Below are 17,460 nucleotides of genomic sequence, written 5' to 3'. Positions count from 1 at the left end.
TGCTCATCGTGGAGCGGGATTCGATCCCAATAGGACTCCGAATACATTAGCGCAAACCACCTCATTGTCACAAAAGTGATTGCAACAATGAGGGGAACCATACATTTTTATTGCCATCGCTTGGTCCCGGCACAGGGCATAAAAAACGCTGCCGATGCTTTACTTGCCCTCAATTGTATGACAATATTAATTTATAGTAATATTGTATGACATATAGTTCATGCGACTACTAGCCCAGCGTGACTTCCCTGTTGGAGTTCCACAAAGCATTGCCGGGAGCTATCTAGAATTAATAAATACAAGTAATAACTACACGAGAGAAGGTGAACACATGAAGCTAGCAAGCCTTTCGCTTGTCATTGGCAGCCTGCTGTTATTGGGCGGTTGCGGTGGTGGTGGCGACAACAAATCCTCGACTAATACGGTTCCTGCATCCCCTGCGCCGGTTTACTCAAAGCCTACTATGGCTAGCACTGTTCCCCGCACCCCAGAGGGTTCGGTTAATTGGCTGGATATAGGTGTTCACGATCCATCCATAGTGAAAGCCGGAAGTGACTACTACATTTTTGGTTCCCATCTGGCCGCGGCTAAATCTACCGATTTGATCAACTGGGACTATATCTCGGTACTGTCGGGTAATGGCTCGGTTGATGAAAGCCCCCTGTTTAATACCTACTCCACCCAAATCGCCGATGGCATTGCCTGGACGGATGGTTTTAAAGGCAACTGGGCAGCCGATGTTATCAAGGCGCCCAATGGTAAATATTGGTTCTACTACAACCACTGTGCGCAACTGGAGGCGGACAATGGCGGCTGTTGGAATCGCTCTTACTTAGGCTTGGCAGAGGCGGATTCGGTCGCTGGCCCCTATGTTAATAAAGGCGTATTCCTACGCAGTGGCTATCGCAATGCGAGTGAGTTCGCCGCTTATCCTTTAGATAATGGCCAAACCAGCTGGAATGGTGCGGTTGACCCCAATGCGATTGACCCAGCGGCGTTTTACGATAAAAACAACCAGCTGTGGATGGTGTACGGCTCTTATTCTGGCGGCATCTTTATTCTGGAAATGGACAGCGCCACCGGCAAACCCAAAGCTGGTCAAGGCTATGGCAAGCGCCTATTAGGTGGTGATTTCCGTGCAGTGGAGGGGGCGTTTGTTACTTACAGCCCGGTCGCTGACTATTACTACTTGTTCTACTCGGTAGCCGGTTTTGCCGCTAACGATGGCTACAACATTCGCATCGCCCGCGCCAAAACCCCGAAAGGCCCCTACCTTGATCCAGCGGGCAACGATGTTGCCAACAGCGCTGGTTTGGAGATTGGCGGTAAGTTGCTGGGTGGATTTGAATTTACCCAGGCATTGGGCGAGGTGGGTTCATCTTGGGGTTATCAATCGCCAGGCCATAACTCGGCTTATTACGACGAAGCGACCAAACGTCATTTGCTGGTAACACACACCCGCTTCCCCGCGTCATCTACTGCATACCCCGGCAACATCGAAGCTCATGCGGTGCGCACCCATGAAATGTTTGTCAGTAAAGACGGTTGGTTAGTGGTATCGCCCCAGCGCTATGTGCCGCTCAATGGCGACAATCTCGTCGATCTTGCTCAGGTGCCCGGCCACTATAAATTTGTGAATCAGGGTAAGGCGGTAAATAAAACCGCGATTAAATCTGGCTATATCACCCTGCATGAAGACCGCAGCGTAAGCGGTAGCGAAAAAGGTTCCTGGATGTCGCAGGGCGATGATTCGATCAAACTGGTATTGGATTCCGGCACCTATTTTGGCGTGATCAAATGGCAGTGGGATAACAACAGCAAAGAGTTGGTGCCAGTGTTTACCGCTATGGCGCGCGATGGTGCCTCGGTATTTGGCACACGTACCGATGCAATTGCCGCCACCACAGCGGCGTTAAATACAGTAAAAGATGCGCTGAAGATCAAAACCGAATTGACCATTGCCGACGAAGGTTATTCGCTGCCAACTATTGGCAAAAGCGGCACCCAGATTAAGTGGGTGAGTAGCGACGAATACTATATAGATGCTGCGGGTAATGTGTTTATTCCGACCCCGGATTTGGGTGATCGCACCGTTACGCTCACGGCGAACTTATCGCTGGGCGGTCAAACCACGAGCAAAACTTTCAATGTGACTGTCAGAGCGCGTCCGGCATTTAAAAATGCAGTAGCTCACTATCGCTTTGAAAATGCCTTGACCGACTCCATGGGCAAATATGCAGCGGCAAAAACCACCGACAATAATTTATTTAATGTCGATGCAACCGCGCCAACGTTTACCGCAGGTTACGCGGGTGGTCAGGCGTACGATTTTACCGGCGCTAATGGTGTGCGCTTACCGGATGACATTATCAAATCCAGCGAGTACACCTTGTCGTTCTGGATGAAAGCAAAAAATCTCACTGCCCATACACCAGCCTTTTTTATGGCAACGGATTTTGATCACTGGTCAAGTTACATTCCCGGTAATGCCTGGTTTACGTCTACTTCATTAATTTGGAGTAACTACCTGGGTAATTGGAATCAGGTTGTTCATTCAGCGACGGCGCCAGTTAATCAGTGGCAGCACGTTGCCATCACTTATGCCAACGGCATGATGAATTTGTACATCGATGGCGCGTTTGTTGGTGCTATGCCGCGCGATGATATTTTCAAAAACGGCGGCCTCTACGCACTGGGTGTTAACTTCGGGTGGGATCTGCCATTCGTTGGTCAAATCGATGATTTTATTGTGTACGACTACGCGTTGAGCAAATTGGATATTAACGGCGCAGCCATTAACAATTTGACCGACCCATCCAAATTTGCGGGCTTTGTAAAAAATGCCTTGGATTTGGGCGATATGTCCGCAGTGCGTGAAAACTTTAATTTATTGCGCGTTGGCCCATTTGTATCAGGCATTCGCTGGACATCAAGTGATGAGAAATACCTCAAGCCAACCAATGGTGTTGCAGTTGTCACTCAGCCGACAGCGGATGAAGGCGATAAAACTATCACCTTGACCGCGCACATTACCTATCAAGGTTTTACCGACACCAAAAATTTCCAAGTCACCATTAAATCCTTGGCACCGGCTGAATACAGTTTTGAAAACAGCCTCAATGCACTGAACGATGTTGCTGCACCGGGCAAAGTGACCGGCAACTTTATCCACAATACCGGTGGCGCAGTGAGCTATGTGCAAGGGGTAAAAGGTTCGGCAGTGAATTTGGATGGCACCTCCGGTGTTCGTCTGCCCGACAATTTAATTACCACGGCTAGCTACAGTATTTCGCTCTGGTTAAAACCCACTGCGTTTACCAATTACACCACCGCATTTTTTGGTGGCGCCAATGCCAACTATTGGTTGAGTTTGGTTCCCTCCATGAACGGCACGGAAAAAACCCGTGTTTGGGCCAATGGCCCGGCGTTTTACGACAACGCGGAATTAAGCAGCCGTATTCCCGCCGGAAAGTGGACGCATTTGGTGATCATGGTCGATGGCGAGAATAACAACACCATCAAGATTTACATGAATGGCGTGCAGCAACTCGAATCCACCGGTTTCCCTCGGGTGATGACAGTGGCGGGCGATACCAATGAATTTGCACTGGGTGTGAACTATTGGGATACCCCATTCAATGGCGCTATCGATGAACTCAAAGTGTTCACCGGCACCATCAGCAACGAACGCATTAACTCGCTGTATCAAGAAGGTTCCACTGCCAACTAATTCGCAGTAGCGCGGGAGAAAAATAATTCTCCCGCGTCATGAATTCTTTTTGATGGAGTTAATGCAGAAAACATTAACTCAAAATTTATAAAAAATTTTGGAGTTTAAAAAATGTATAAAAAGACAGCATTGGCCACAGCGGTACTCGCCGCAATCATGGCCCAAGTCAGTTTCGCGCAAACGCAAGACCAACAAGTTGAAGAAGTTGTAGTGCAGGGCATTCGCAGCAGTTTGACCAAAGCGTTGGATATCAAACGCGACAACACCCAAATCGTCGACGCGATTGTTGCTGAAGACATCGGCAAGTTTCCTGACAACAACGTCGTAGAAGCACTGCAGCGCGTTACCGGTGTGCAAACCACTGGCCGTGGCGGCGGTGAAGTGACCGGCATATCGATTCGCGGTCTCACCGACGTACATACGTCGGTTAACGGTCGCGATGTATTTACCGGCGCCGGCCGCGATGTGGCAATTTGGGATATTCCCGCCAGTTTGCTCAGTAGCGTTAACGTCTACAAAACTCGCTCGGCTGATCGCACTGAACGCGGTATTGCCGGTTCTATCGATGTAAAAACCAACCGCCCGTTTATGTTTGACGGTGAAAAAGTGGTGTTAGCGGCGCGCGGTATTTATTCCGATCAGCCAGACGAAATTGATCCCAATGTCAGCGCGCTTTACAGCACTCGCTGGGAGCTGGAAAGTGGCGGCGAATTTGGTGCGCTGGTCAACATAGGTTATGCCGAGACCCACTACCGCGATGACACTATGACTGCGGGTGCGGTATTTCCCTATTTCTCAGCAGAGCCTGCATTGAATTACTCGCCCTATCAAATGATCCCCAACAGCTCGAGTGGTAGCGCGGTATGGCAGGCAGGTTTGGAAAACGGTATTCCCTACACGGCGGGTTCTACCCTGAATGTGGATGGTGAAACCGTTGACTATTTGATGATGCGCGATGCGGTATTTGGCACCTCATTCTCCGGTTTTCGCAAGCGTCCTGCGGCCAGCTTCTCGCTCCAGTGGGCGCCCAATGATGCCTGGGAGTTCCTCGCCGAAGGTTTCTATACCGGCTATCGCAACACCCAACAAAATGCCATGTGGTTCACCAATACCCTTGAACATCAACACGGCAATATCGATATCCCACTGGTGTACGAAGGGACTAATGTCGTCAAAGAACATCAGGGGCGCGGCAACGGCGGTTTTCAAAGCGGTGATTATGCCGATGGCAAAACCGACAGCTACCTCTGGGCGCTGGGCGCTAAGTGGATGCCTAGCGACAAGCTGACCGTGAACTCCGAACTGGTATTGCAAGACAGCGAATACACTAACAACTTCTTTGCGATGCGTTTTGATCGCACTGCTTATGGTTTGGATGTGGATTATAACGATCGCGACGGCGTGCCCTCCGTGGTGTTTTGGGACAACCCATCCACCGCGGTGGATGAATCCGATATAGCGTCGGTAGCCAACTGGAATGCCGGTACGGTCTACGACAATGGCGGCAGCAGTACCGGTGATTCCGCCGCATTTACCCTGGACGCGGACTGGCAGCTTGAGGGGGCTTTTATCGACAGCATTAAGGTGGGCGGTCGCTATCAAATCCGCGCCGCTGAAACTATGTCGCGCGATCAAAGTGCGGGCATTGGCGGCACCAGCGTAACCCAGTTGATGCAATTGTTGAGTGCCGCCGGCGCATCGGGCGATGGTTCTGGCATCGTTTATACCGCGACCGATTACTTTGATGGTCGCGCGACTATTTTCGATAGCTTTATCACCGCTAACGGCTATTACATGCTGAATAACAAAGAAGCGGTGCGCAGTGTTTACAGTTTGGATGCAGCGCCGGCGCTGGCCAAAAACTTTAGCGTGGATGAAGATGCCGCTGCGCTCTACACCACCACTAAATTCCATGTGGGCGATCGCCTGAGCGGTGAGTTTGGTCTGCGTGCGGTGGATTACCAGCAAGACCTGGAATTCTGGCAAGACGGCGTGCTGGTTCCGGGTGAATCTTCCGCCAGTGAAGTATTGCCGAGTTTGGTATTGAACTGGGACATTAGCGATGACGTTGTTGGCCGTGTCGCCTACACCGAAACCCTGCGTATGCCTGAGTACGGTTCATTGAACCCTTATCAAACCTGGCAAGACCCGTTAACCAGCACGCCTTATGGTACCGGTAGCGGCGGCAATCCAGAGCTCAAACCGACTTACTCCAAAAACTATGATATGTCGCTGGAGTGGTACTTCGCCGAAGGCAGCTCGCTTTATGGCGCTGTGTTTAAACGTGAAATCGACGGCTTGGTGATTAACGGTAAGAAAACGGTTATTCGCGAAGGCGATGATGAAGTCACGCGCCCTTATGTGCTCAATGCGCCGGTTAACGCTGCCGATGGTGAGTTGAACGGGGTGGAAATTGGCTTGGTGTATTTCCCGGACAACCTGCCTGCCATGCTGGATGGTTTGGGGGTGCAAGCCAGCTACACCCTGTTGGACTCAGAGCAGCTGAACCCCGAGTTTGGGGTGGACGGCAGTATCAGCGGTTACAACAAATCCAAAATGAGCGGTGTGTCTGACTCATCCTACAGCCTGGTATTGGCCTACGAGAAAGCGGGCTTTGGTGCGCGCTTGTCCTACGTATGGCGCGAGAAATTCTTCCAAGGCAACGAAGCCTCAATCTTCGCTAACCCGATCCAATTCTGGAGCCGTCCAGAGCAGGATCTGTCATTCCAGCTGAGCTACGATGTGACCGACGATTTGGCGATCACCTTTGACGGCACCAACCTGTTGGATGATGTCTACCAAAACTACTACGGTGAAGGTAACCAAAGCCTGTTCAACTTCGGTAATGGTATCTATTCCAAAACCTATGCAGTGGGTGTGCGCTACTCGTTTTAAGGCGCTATTCACCGGTTGGTTGTGTCAGCCACCTGTTGGTAAAACGCCGGGCTTTTGCCCGGCTTTTTACTTTTTTAGCGCTGTGTGATTCACAAGCTATGGGCAATTTAAACCCAATGTTTTTGTGGATGATTGCTGTAGCCGCCACTTCGGTCCAAAAATTCACTTGCATTCGCTATAAATAAATATATTATATTACAAATAGGGCGCAGCTTGTTGCTGTACTCTTTTGTGTCTTGTATGAAGCCCCGACCCCTTTGTCGTTGGATGGTGTGGAGTTGTTTGACTACACCACTTTTTCAGCCGTTACAGGTTCCTGTAGCGGCTTTTTTTTTTGGCTGCTATTTCAGTTGGCGGCCGCTCCCGCGCGATAACTTTTTCACATAGTAAATGAGTTTTATCTGTTGACGCACAAGTCTAAGCAGATTAGCATCATATTGTCTTACAATATGCTCAATTGGTGCGCTGAATGCGTCAAGTTGCAGTAGTAAGTCGCTCGCTGAGGCGGTAGCTGCGCCCGGTAACCAAGAAAATCAATAAATGTGCAATTTAATAATAACGATTGCCTCCGCGAATTGAATTGCATTCAGGAGTCGGTCGCACACGGGAGATCACACATGTTCCAGAAAAAAACACTCAGTCTTTCCATCGCAATGGTCGCTGCATTGGGCAGTGCCTATGTTGCCGCCGCGCCGGAAGACGAACAAATCGAAGAAGTTGTCGTAACGGGTATTCGCAGTAGTTTGACCAAAGCCTTGGACGTGAAGCGCAACAATTCTCAAATCGTCGATGCGATCGTTGCGGAAGATATCGGCAAGTTCCCCGACAACAACGTTATTGAATCTATGCAGCGTATCACCGGTGTGCAAGTTACCAACCGTGGTTCAGGTGAAGTCACCGGCATTTCCATTCGCGGGTTGACCGATATAAACACAACGATCAATGGCCGTAATATTTTTACCGCTTCTGGTTTGGCGGTTGCCTTGCAAGATGTGCCCGCCAGTTTAATCAAACAAGTTGATGTTTATAAAACCCGTTCAGCGTCGCAAATTGAAAATGGTATTGCCGGTTCGGTAGATATTAAAACCCAGCGCCCCTTTGATTTTTCCGGGGCAAAAGTTGTAGTAGCGGCGCGCGCGATCAATCAAGAACAGGCTGACGAAATTGATCCTAATATCAGTGGCCTTGCGAGTAATCGCTGGGAAACAGGTTCAGGTGAATTTGGTGCTTTGGTAAATCTGTCTTACGCCGAAACTAATTATCGCGATCAAAGTATTACTGCCGGTGCGATGGTTCCATTTGCCACAGACAACCCAGTCGCTCCTTTTGGTAATTACGAACGTGTTTTTCTCGACAAAGGTGGTGTTGCTGAGAATCCTATCTGGACTCCCGGTCTGCTCAATGGTTTGCCAACTGCCCCTGGTTCCACATTAAATGTTAACGGCCAACCAATGGAATATATCCTCGGTCGCGATGCTATTTTCGCGAGCGATTTTACCGGCAAGCGTGAGCGTTCGGCCGCCAATGTATCTTTGCAATTTGCACCCAACGATACCTCCGAATATACCTTTGAAGCTTTCTACAATGGCTATCGCAATGAATCCTTCAACTCACTGCTATTCTCCTTTGCTGATTGGTGGGGATCTTATGCTGACAGTCCGACAGCAGCGGCCGATGCAAACGTCAAGTTGTTTCCAGGCACCAATATTGTTAAATCGCGCAGCGTAAAAAATAACTGGTCATTCACCAGTGGCGATTTGGCTACCGGCAAGACCGATAGCTTCGTCTATGCGCTGGATGGTGATTGGGAGTTGACTGATAACTTCAAAGTGAAGTCAGAAGTTGTTTATCAAGACAGCACCTTTGAATCCGATTTTATCGCCGCGCGTTTTGAAAATGCTCGCTATGGTTTGAATGTTGATTTCAATGCGGGTGGCGGAATTCCAGCATTTAACTTTATCGATAATCCAGAAACGGTGGAGCTTAACGAGGCGGACGTTGCGGATGTGGCCAATTGGAGAACCGCACAGCTGTATGACAACGCCAATAAAAATACCGGTGATGCCGTTACTTTTACCACCGATGCTACCTATGACACTGATTCAGGTTTTTTCAAACAGTTTAATGTAGGTGTGCGTATCGATCAGCGCACTGCAGCGGAATCTTTCAGTCGTCAGGACGGCTTTAATCCTAATGTGACTATTACTGAAGAGTTAACTTACATTAACAATGGTTTTTTTGACGGTAATGCCAATGTTCCAACAACATGGGCAGTGGCCGACGGCCATTACTTGCGTGCAAATGCCGATGATATGCGCGCAGTGTATAACTTACAAAAATTAGCGCTGGTTGAAAGTTTTAATATTGATGAGTTAACGGCATCTGCCTACATGACTACACAATATGAGACTGAAATAGCTGGCAGAAAATTGGATGGTGAAATTGGTCTGCGTTACACCAGTTCAGATACCGATATGGAGTTCACCGATACCGCCTCTGCAAATAAAGATGTTTACAAAGATTCGGCGAGCACCACTAAAGTATTGCCCAGCCTATCGCTTCGCTACGCATTGACAGATGACCTGTATGCACGTTTGGCGTACACCGAAACTTTACGTCGCCCGGGCTTTGCTTCATTAAACTCGCGCATTGTATATAACGAAGATGTTACCGGTATCGGCTATGGCACTGCCGGTGGTGGAAACCCGGATTTAAAACCTACTGAGTCGCAAAACTATGACTTCTCGTTGGAGTGGTATTTTGCCGACGCAAGTTCTTTGTACGGAACATTATTCAAACGCGAAATTGAAGGTTTTGTGATTGATTTTCGCCGTCAAGTTCAGCACGAAACCCCAACAGGCGAAATGGGAACCTATGTCCTTAGCCAACCCTTTAATGCATCCAATGGTGAGTTGACCGGCTTGGAGTTGGGCGCAGTTTGGTTCCCGGAAAATCTGCCAAGTGTGTTAGATGGCTTTGGTATTCAAGCGAGCTATACCGCATTGGATTCATCGCAATCAACGCCCATTACCGATTCTACTGGTGTGATTACCGAAGTAAAAGAAACGGATTTATTTGGTGTGTCAGATGAATCTTACAGCGTCGTTCTAGCCTATGATAAAGGTGATTTGGGTATGCGTTTGTCTTATGCCTGGCGCAGTGAATTCCTGAATAACTACGAGGCTGCGTTGTTTGCAAATCCGTTAGAAATGTGGAGAAAACCAGAAGCCAGTATGGACCTGCAAATTAGCTACGCGGTGAATGACAATCTCTCATTAACCTTTGACGGCACCAATCTGACTGAAGAGATTTATCAAAGTTACTACGGTGAAAATGGTGCAACAACCAACAACTTCGGTTCATCTCTGTACAGTCGCACGTTTGCAGTTGGTGCGCGCCTGACCTTCTAGGTTCTGACTCGTCTCTGTTAAAACACTTGGTAATTTTGTCAGGTGTTTTAACAAACTCATAAAGACCACTCATTGGTCTTTGCCGTTGAGTTTCACCATTGCTATTTAACTTTAGTGGCAAAGGGGAAACTCATTTTTTTAGCCTTAAAAAATAATTAATAACGGAGAGGTCTTCTATGTTTACTTTTGTACGTTTGTTAAAAAATGTTGTCGCTGTTGTGTCGGTCTGTTGCAGCTTTCACACTTCAGCCATCACCATCAGTGGCACTACCGATATTCACGACCCATCCACCATTGTTAAAGACGGCAATACCTACTGGACTTTTGGTACGGGCGGTGGCGCCAGTAATTTCCCCATTAACGCGCTCTATTCAACGGATTTGGTGAATTGGCAGCGCGGCCCATCGCCAGTGGCGGCCAATACTTTTCCGAGTTGGATTAACAGCAAAGTGCCGGGTTTTGACGGAAACTTTTGGGCGCCCGATTTAATTGAAATGAATGGCAAATATTATTTGTACTATTCAGTATTTTCTGCCACGTCCGGTATGCGCTCCGCAATTGGTGTGATGGTCACTAATTCACTGAATAATCCGAGCTGGACAGATTTGGGTATGGTTGTTTCAACGGTGGATGAGGGCACATTAGGTGGCCAGCCGGTAAACACCATTGATGCAGGTGTATATCGCGATGCGCAAAATAATGTGTGGATGGTGTACGGCTCGCACTACGCGGGAATTTTTGTGCGGCAAATAAATACCACAACCGGGAAACTATTAAATTCCACTCGTTATCCTGTAGTGGGCAATAATTATGGCTGGCATGAATTTGAGGCGGCGCAGGTGCAATACATCAACGGCTATTACTACATGTTTGTAAACCTCGGTGAGTGTTGCCAGGGTAGCAATAGCGATTACTACATTGTCACTGGTCGCTCGACGAGCCCTACCGGCCCATTCCTCGATAAAAATGGTGTGAATCTGTGGAACTATGGTGGCAGTAATATTTTAATGACCGATGGAAAATATATCGGCCCTGGTCATTTTGGTTATGTCTACAATAACGGCCAGCATTTAGCGTCCATCCATTATTACGACGGCACTACTGCCAACGGTTGGCCTGCGCGTTTGGATTTATTGCAAATGAGCTTTTCTAATGGTTGGCCGGTATTAAGCCGCAATTTTTCAGTCAAGTCAGATAACAATGTGCGCGTGAACGGCACTTATCGCATTACACCTGCACATTCCGGCAAGTCGCTCGATGTTGAAAATTGCGGAACGGCGGCAGGCACAAATCTGCGTCAGTGGGCTTGGCTGAATAATAATTGCCAGAAATTTTCCATCACCTCGGTTGATGGTGTCTGGCATAAAATTTCACCAGTAAGTGCTTCAGGTTTGGCGTTTGATGTGAATTCCTTTTCAACCGCAAATGGCGCTAATGTAATGCTGTGGAATTCCTATACTAATCATGCGCAACAATTCCGTTTTCAATCGGCAGGTTCAGGCCGCTACCGCATAGTGAATCGCAACAGTGAAAAATGTTTGGATATTTCTGCGGCTGCTACAGCAGATGGTGCAAATTTATTGCAGTGGGAGTGCGTCGCCAATAGCACCAACCAAATGTTCACACTAGAAGCGCAATAATTTAACGCTAAGAAAAAAGGGGTTATCGATGAGGTTGAAAACGTTTTACTGTGTATTGGCCTTGTGCGCCAGTTGGAGTTGTTTGCCAACAGCGGCGTTGGAGTTGGTTCCTCTGCGCAATGTGCAATTACTCGATAGCCCTTTCTTACACGCGCAAAATACCAATAAAGTGTATTTAATGGCGCTGGACGTTGAAAAACTTCTCGCGCCCTTTCGCCGCGAAGCCGGTTTGCCGTTTAAAGAGACTTACGGCAATTGGGAATCCACCGGATTGGATGGCCATATGGGCGGCCACTATGTGTCGGCCCTCGCATTGATGTATGCCTCTACAGGCGATAAAGCGGTATTGCAGCGGTTGAATTACGTTGTAAGCGAATTAAAAAAATGTCAGGAAAAAATAGGCACAGGTTATATCGGCGGCATTCCTGACAGTAAAAAGATGTGGGGCGAAATTGCTAAGGGCGATATTCGTGCAGACAATTTTTCCACCAACGAGCGCTGGGTGCCTTGGTACAATATTCACAAGATTTACGCTGGCCTGCGCGATGCCTATTGGTATGCAGACAATAAAGACGCAAAAAAAATGCTGGTCAAATTGTCCGACTGGGCAATCGATTTAACCAAGAATCTGTCGCCTGAACAAATGCAAACCATGCTGCGCACTGAGCATGGCGGCATGAACGAAGTGTTTGTCGATGTAGCAAAAATTACTGGCGATAAAAAATATCTTAAACTTGCAGAATCCTTTTCCCAGCAGGCGATTTTGCAACCCCTGGAAAAATTTCAAGATCAGCTCACTGGTTTACACGCCAATACCCAGATTCCCAAAGTGATTGGTTTTAAACACTACGGTGATGCAACTAACAATGAAGAGTGGAAGAAAGCCGCTGAGTTCTTTTGGCAAACTGTTATAGATAAACGCACAGTGGCGATTGGTGGTAACAGTGTAAAAGAACACTTTCACGATACGGCAGATTTTTCGCCCATGATCAATGAAGTGGAAGGGCCGGAAACCTGCAACACTTACAATATGCTTAAGCTCACTGAAATGTTGTATTTGTCTTCCGGTGAACAAGCTGCGCCGGAAATGAAGTACGTGGATTATTACGAGCGCGCGCTCTACAACCATATTCTCGGTTCGCAAAATCCTACCACGGGCGGCTTTGTTTATTTTACGCCCATGCGCCCCAATCACTACCGTGTGTACTCGCAAGTGCACGACGGCATGTGGTGCTGTGTGGGCTCAGGTTTGGAAAGTCATTCCAAATACGCTGAATTTATTTACGCGCGCGATAAAAAATCAAAAAAGCTGCCGGAAGTTTTTATCAATTTATTTATTCCATCGCACATGGAGTGGAAAGAGCAGGGCATTAAGATTACCCAAAATACACTTTTTCCGGATGCAGAAACTACGTCGATCACTATCGATAAATCCGCGCGTTTCCGTTTGCAGTTGCGTTACCCTGGGTGGGTAGAAGCAGGAAAACTATCGCTTAGCATTAATGGTAAGAAAGTAGGCGTTACCCAACAACCGGGCGAATTTATCGCGCTTGAACGCCACTGGAAAAAAGGCGACAAGGTTGAGCTGACCTTGCCGATGCGTTCGACCCTGGAAGAAATGCCGGACGGGTCCAATTACTACGCCATTTTGCATGGGCCGATTGTGCTTGCTGCCAAAACCCAGCCGTTTGCGGCGGAAAAGATTAATTACTTTGCGGATGATTCACGCATGGGGCATATCGCCAGCGGCCAAATGTGCCCGCTAGAAGCAGCGCCGTTTTTATTGGGCAACTCACAAGAATTTATCCAAAAATTAAAACCAGTTGCAGGCAAACCCCTGACCTTTGATGCCTCGGGTTTAATCAACGGTAAACAAATGGCGCATGTCGAACTGATCCCTTTCTTCCGTTTGCACGAGTCGCGCTACAGTATTTATTGGCCGCACACCACCGCTGCCGACGTAGAAAAAGCGCGTGCAAAAGCGGCGGCAGATGAAAAGGCGCGTTTGGATTTGCAAGTAAAAACTATCGATCAAGTTGCCCCCGGTGAACAACAACCGGAATCAGATCATTTTTACCAAGGTGAACAAAGTGAAGCGGGTTTATACAATGGCCGTCACTGGCGTCACACTCGCGCGTGGTTTAGTTATGAGTTGAATGACAAGCTGAGGGAAGCAAAAATTTTACAAATTACATATGCCGGTATCGATGCTGGTAGAGCATTTGAAATTCAATTAAATGGCGAAGTGATTGCCAAAGTCGAATCTACTGGCAATGCACAAGAGTTTTTTGCGGTGGATTATGCCATTCCGGCAGCACTGGTTGAAAAAGCCAAGGGAAAATACACACTGAAGTTTGTCGCGGCGCCAGGTTCGATTGCGGGCGGAATTTATGGTGTGAGGCTATTGCGCGAATAAAGAATCGCTCGCGCGATTCTTTATTCTCCGTGCCCCATTTATTTCAATCGCTTACTTTTATAAGTATCAAGTTCCTTTTCGTCTACTATCGGCCAGCCTTCTTTATCCCATGTGATATTGAGAATTTTCAACTTCTGCAAATATTTGTCGGCAGTTTCATAGGCGTGCAGCACTAAATAGTCTTTGTCATTCCAGGTGTATGCGCTGTTGTGGCCGAGGCCGACCCAGTTTTTATTGCCTTTGAGCAACAAGCTGCCGCCGCCTTCATTCATATCTTTGCCGGTTTTATCGAGGTAAGGGCCAGTTGCGTTTTTGGAGCGGCCGACGACCAAATGATAAGTCGAGTTAGCGCCCTTACAGCACAATCCCCAAGAGGCAAATAAATAATAGTAGGCGCCTTTTTTGAAAATAAACGGCGCTTCAATTTCACCGGGGCCCGCATTGCTGCCGGTGTTTGCTGGCACCTGATCGCGTGCGGCAATGCTGTGCCACTCTTGTGGTTCAGCGGGGCGGGTTAAGTCATCATTGAGTTTGACTATTTTTAGTCCGCTCCAGAAAGAGCCAAAACTCATCCAGGCTTGATTCTGGTCATCCACAACAATTGCCGGATCAATCGCGTTCCACATATCGCGGTTGGGTACCGATTGAATCACTATGCCTTTATCTTCCCAGCGATAATCCGGTGATTTAGGGTTCAAGGTTTTATTCACTGTCACGCCAATCGCCGAGGTGTTTTTGCCAAAGGCGGAAACGGAGTAATACAAATAAAATTGGTTGTTGTGCTGGATAATATCTGGCGCCCAAAGGTGGCCGTTAAACTCAGGTGCTACCGCTTTGGCCCACACAGGTTCAGTGGCAAAGGCGCGATCAGAGAAAGTCCAATTCACCCGATCTTTGGAACTATAAATGGTGATGCCGGGGCCGGTGCTAAATAAGTACCAGGTGTCGCCCTCGCGCGCCATGACCGGGTCGTGTACATCCACTTGTTTGGCTTGGGAAAAACTGGTGAGGCAGAGCAGGGCGCTCAAGCTGATCAAGCGCAGGCTAGTGTTGATGAGGTTGTGTAAAGACATGGTAAGTTCTCTTGGTCTAATTCTTAGAATATGTAATATAATATTAATTCATCGAGAATAATAGTTAACTAGGGTTAAGTTCGCCGATGCGGATTTAGGCTGAGGAGTGTGCCATGAAGTGTGTTGTTAGATCCGGGTTGGTGTTAGCGATTGTCTTGGCCGTGTGCACATTATCGGCCTGTGTGGCGACTTGCCGCGATATGCCCGATGAGCGTGACCGTGTTGCAGCAGCAGCGCCTGAAATATTTATCCCACAGCGCGCCGACCCTTTTATTCATCGCACGCCTGCAGGCCGTTACTACTTTATCGCCACAGCACCGGAGTTTGATCGCATTGAAATGCGTGCGGCCAATTCGCTGGCCGAATTAAAATCCGCAGACGCAACAACGGTTTGGCGTAAACACAGCAGCGGTGCGATGGGCGCTAATATCTGGGCACCAGAATTACATTATTTCAACAATACCTGGTACATCTATTTTGCTGCGGGCGACGCAGAACAACCCTGGTTGATTCGTATGTATGTGTTGGCTAATGAGTCGGCCGATCCATTAACCGGCGAATGGCAAGAATTGGGGCGAGTGAAAACCGCGCGCGATTCCTTTGCGCTTGACGCCACCAGTTTTGAACACAACGGCCAGCGCTATTTGGTGTGGGCGCAAAAAGATCCCGAAGAGAAATTAAATTCTGCGTTATATATCGCCAAATTAATTTCACCCACGCAACTAGGTGAAGTAGAAGAGGAAATTTCCCGCCCGCAACTGGACTGGGAAATTCAAGGTTATAAAGTGAATGAGGGCGCTGCAGTAATTGTGCGCAACGGTAAAATTTTTATCAGCTATTCCGCGAGCGCGACCGATCATCGTTATGCGATGGGTTTGTTGTGGGCCGACGCCGATAGCGATTTACTCGCTGCATCCTCATGGCACAAATTGCCGGAGCCGGTATTTGCCAGCAATGAAACGCTACAGCGCTACGGCCCAGGTCATAACAGCTTTACACTGGCGGATGATGGTCATACCGACATTATGGTATATCATGCGCGCGATTATTTAGCATTACAGGGCACACCGCTTACCGATCCGAATCGTCACACCTATATTCGCCGCCTCAATTGGAGCAGCGAAGGTTTTCCGGATTTTGGGCAGAATAAATCGGACGCGGAATGATCCAATTTTTACCAAAGTAAACAGAATCTGAGAGCATATTCTTAATGACAACTACCACGGCAATTACCCAAAAATTATTCGGTACCACGCCAGCAGGTGAAGCGGTAACCGAATTCACCTTGACCAACAAGCAGGGCAGTAGCATAAAAATTATTACCCTCGGCGGCATCATCACCGAGTGGCACATGCGCGATAAAAATGGTGTGCTTGCCGATGTGGTATTAGGTTTTGATACCCTCGAACCTTATCTAGAGGTCGGCCCTTATTTTGGTGCGCTGATTGGCCGCGTGGGCAACCGCATCGCCAATGCACAATTTACTCTGGATGGTGAAACCTATTCGCTTGCCGCAAACAACGGTAGCAACAATTTACACGGCGGCCCCATCGGTTTTGATAAAAAAATCTGGAGCGCAACCACAGCAGAAGATACAAATGGCCCCATTTTGACACTACATTTATTGAGCGAAGATGGCGACCAAGGTTTTCCTGGCAATTTGGATGTGACCGTCACCTATCAATTCACTCATGATGATGAAATCGTCGTGGATTACTTCGCTACTACCGACAAAGCCACGCCGGTTAATTTGACCCAGCACACTTATTTTAATCTTGCCGGAATTGGCAATGGCGATATTCTTAATCACCAGATGCACATTTTTGCGGATCACATCAATGCAGTTAACGATGCTCAAATTCCGGTCGGCGAACCCATGCCCGTCGCCAGTACACCGTTTGATTTCCGCAGCCCGCGCGCCATAGGTGAATTAATTAACACCGAGCACGAGCAGATTAAAAACGGTTTTGGTTACGACCACAATTTTTTAATCAATCAAAAAGCGTACAAAGCGATAACGCTTGCCGCGCGTGTTGAAGAAAATACGACTGGCCGTGTACTGGAAGTGTTTACTGAAGAACCGGGGGTACAGTTTTATTCCGGTAACTTTTTAGATGGCACCTTAACCGGTAAAGGTATTACCTATCAAAGACGCAGCGGATTTTGTTTGGAGCCACAACACGCGCCCGATTCCATCAACCAAGTGCAATTTCCGTCGATAGTCTTGCGCCCGGGTGAGGAATATAAAACCCGTACTATTTTTAAGTTATCGGTAAAATAGCGGCTTAATTGAGTG

General features: G+C 48.1%; 8 protein-coding genes. 7 read left to right on the top strand and 1 reads right to left on the bottom strand.

Annotated features, from left to right (window positions below; genetic code table 11):
* The first annotated feature begins 331 nt into the window (after positions 1–331).
* The 5 genes from AC2CG4_RS19670 (at position 332) to AC2CG4_RS19650 (ending at position 14,091) form a co-directional block, all read left to right on the top strand.
* The gene (locus AC2CG4_RS19670) at positions 332–3,730 is read left to right on the top strand and encodes a LamG-like jellyroll fold domain-containing protein (RefSeq protein ID WP_484487885.1); all 3,399 of its coding nucleotides are present in this window, start codon (positions 332–334) and stop codon (positions 3,728–3,730) included.
* 111 nt (positions 3,731–3,841) lie between these two features.
* On the top strand, positions 3,842–6,625 hold the full coding sequence (locus AC2CG4_RS19665) for a TonB-dependent receptor (protein WP_484487884.1): 2,784 nt from the start codon (positions 3,842–3,844) through the stop codon (positions 6,623–6,625).
* Positions 6,626–7,242: 617 nt separating this feature from the next.
* Positions 7,243–10,035 (top strand): TonB-dependent receptor, encoded by a 2,793-nt coding sequence (locus AC2CG4_RS19660; RefSeq protein WP_484487883.1) that lies wholly within the window; start codon positions 7,243–7,245, stop codon positions 10,033–10,035.
* Positions 10,036–10,211: 176 nt separating this feature from the next.
* Positions 10,212–11,675, top strand: a complete 1,464-nt coding sequence (locus tag AC2CG4_RS19655; RefSeq protein ID WP_484487882.1) for a family 43 glycosylhydrolase — start codon at positions 10,212–10,214, stop codon at positions 11,673–11,675.
* Positions 11,676–11,703: 28 nt separating this feature from the next.
* The gene (locus AC2CG4_RS19650; RefSeq protein ID WP_484487881.1) at positions 11,704–14,091 is read left to right on the top strand and encodes a beta-L-arabinofuranosidase domain-containing protein; all 2,388 of its coding nucleotides are present in this window, start codon (positions 11,704–11,706) and stop codon (positions 14,089–14,091) included.
* Positions 14,092–14,129: 38 nt separating this feature from the next.
* On the opposite strand, the gene AC2CG4_RS19645 is transcribed toward AC2CG4_RS19650, so the two are convergent.
* Positions 14,130–15,164, bottom strand: a complete 1,035-nt coding sequence (locus AC2CG4_RS19645; protein WP_484487880.1) for a family 43 glycosylhydrolase — start codon at positions 15,162–15,164, stop codon at positions 14,130–14,132.
* Positions 15,165–15,277: 113 nt separating this feature from the next.
* On the opposite strand from AC2CG4_RS19645, the gene AC2CG4_RS19640 reads away from it, so the two are divergent.
* Positions 15,278–16,330: a glycoside hydrolase family 43 protein gene (locus AC2CG4_RS19640; protein ID WP_484487879.1), complete on the top strand. Its 1,053-nt coding sequence runs from the start codon at positions 15,278–15,280 to the stop codon at positions 16,328–16,330.
* A gap of 44 nt (positions 16,331–16,374) precedes the next feature.
* Positions 16,375–17,445 (top strand): aldose epimerase family protein, encoded by a 1,071-nt coding sequence (locus AC2CG4_RS19635; protein ID WP_484487878.1) that lies wholly within the window; start codon positions 16,375–16,377, stop codon positions 17,443–17,445.
* Positions 17,446–17,460: the final 15 nt, after the last annotated feature.

Source organism: Cellvibrio sp. ATLC23 (genome assembly GCF_057196725.1).
Note: the sequence above shows the minus strand (reverse complement) of the source record. Positions and strands in the feature narration are given on the sequence as shown.

Coding starts and splice junctions, on each gene's coding strand:
- AC2CG4_RS19655 (WP_484487882.1), top strand. CDS start 10,212: ATGTTTACTTTTGTACGTTTGTTAAAAAATGTTGTCGCTGTTGTGTCG.
- AC2CG4_RS19670 (WP_484487885.1), top strand. CDS start 332: ATGAAGCTAGCAAGCCTTTCGCTTGTCATTGGCAGCCTGCTGTTATTG.
- AC2CG4_RS19635 (WP_484487878.1), top strand. CDS start 16,375: ATGACAACTACCACGGCAATTACCCAAAAATTATTCGGTACCACGCCA.
- AC2CG4_RS19650 (WP_484487881.1), top strand. CDS start 11,704: ATGAGGTTGAAAACGTTTTACTGTGTATTGGCCTTGTGCGCCAGTTGG.
- AC2CG4_RS19640 (WP_484487879.1), top strand. CDS start 15,278: ATGAAGTGTGTTGTTAGATCCGGGTTGGTGTTAGCGATTGTCTTGGCC.
- AC2CG4_RS19660 (WP_484487883.1), top strand. CDS start 7,243: ATGTTCCAGAAAAAAACACTCAGTCTTTCCATCGCAATGGTCGCTGCA.
- AC2CG4_RS19645 (WP_484487880.1), bottom strand. CDS start 15,164: ATGTCTTTACACAACCTCATCAACACTAGCCTGCGCTTGATCAGCTTG.
- AC2CG4_RS19665 (WP_484487884.1), top strand. CDS start 3,842: ATGTATAAAAAGACAGCATTGGCCACAGCGGTACTCGCCGCAATCATG.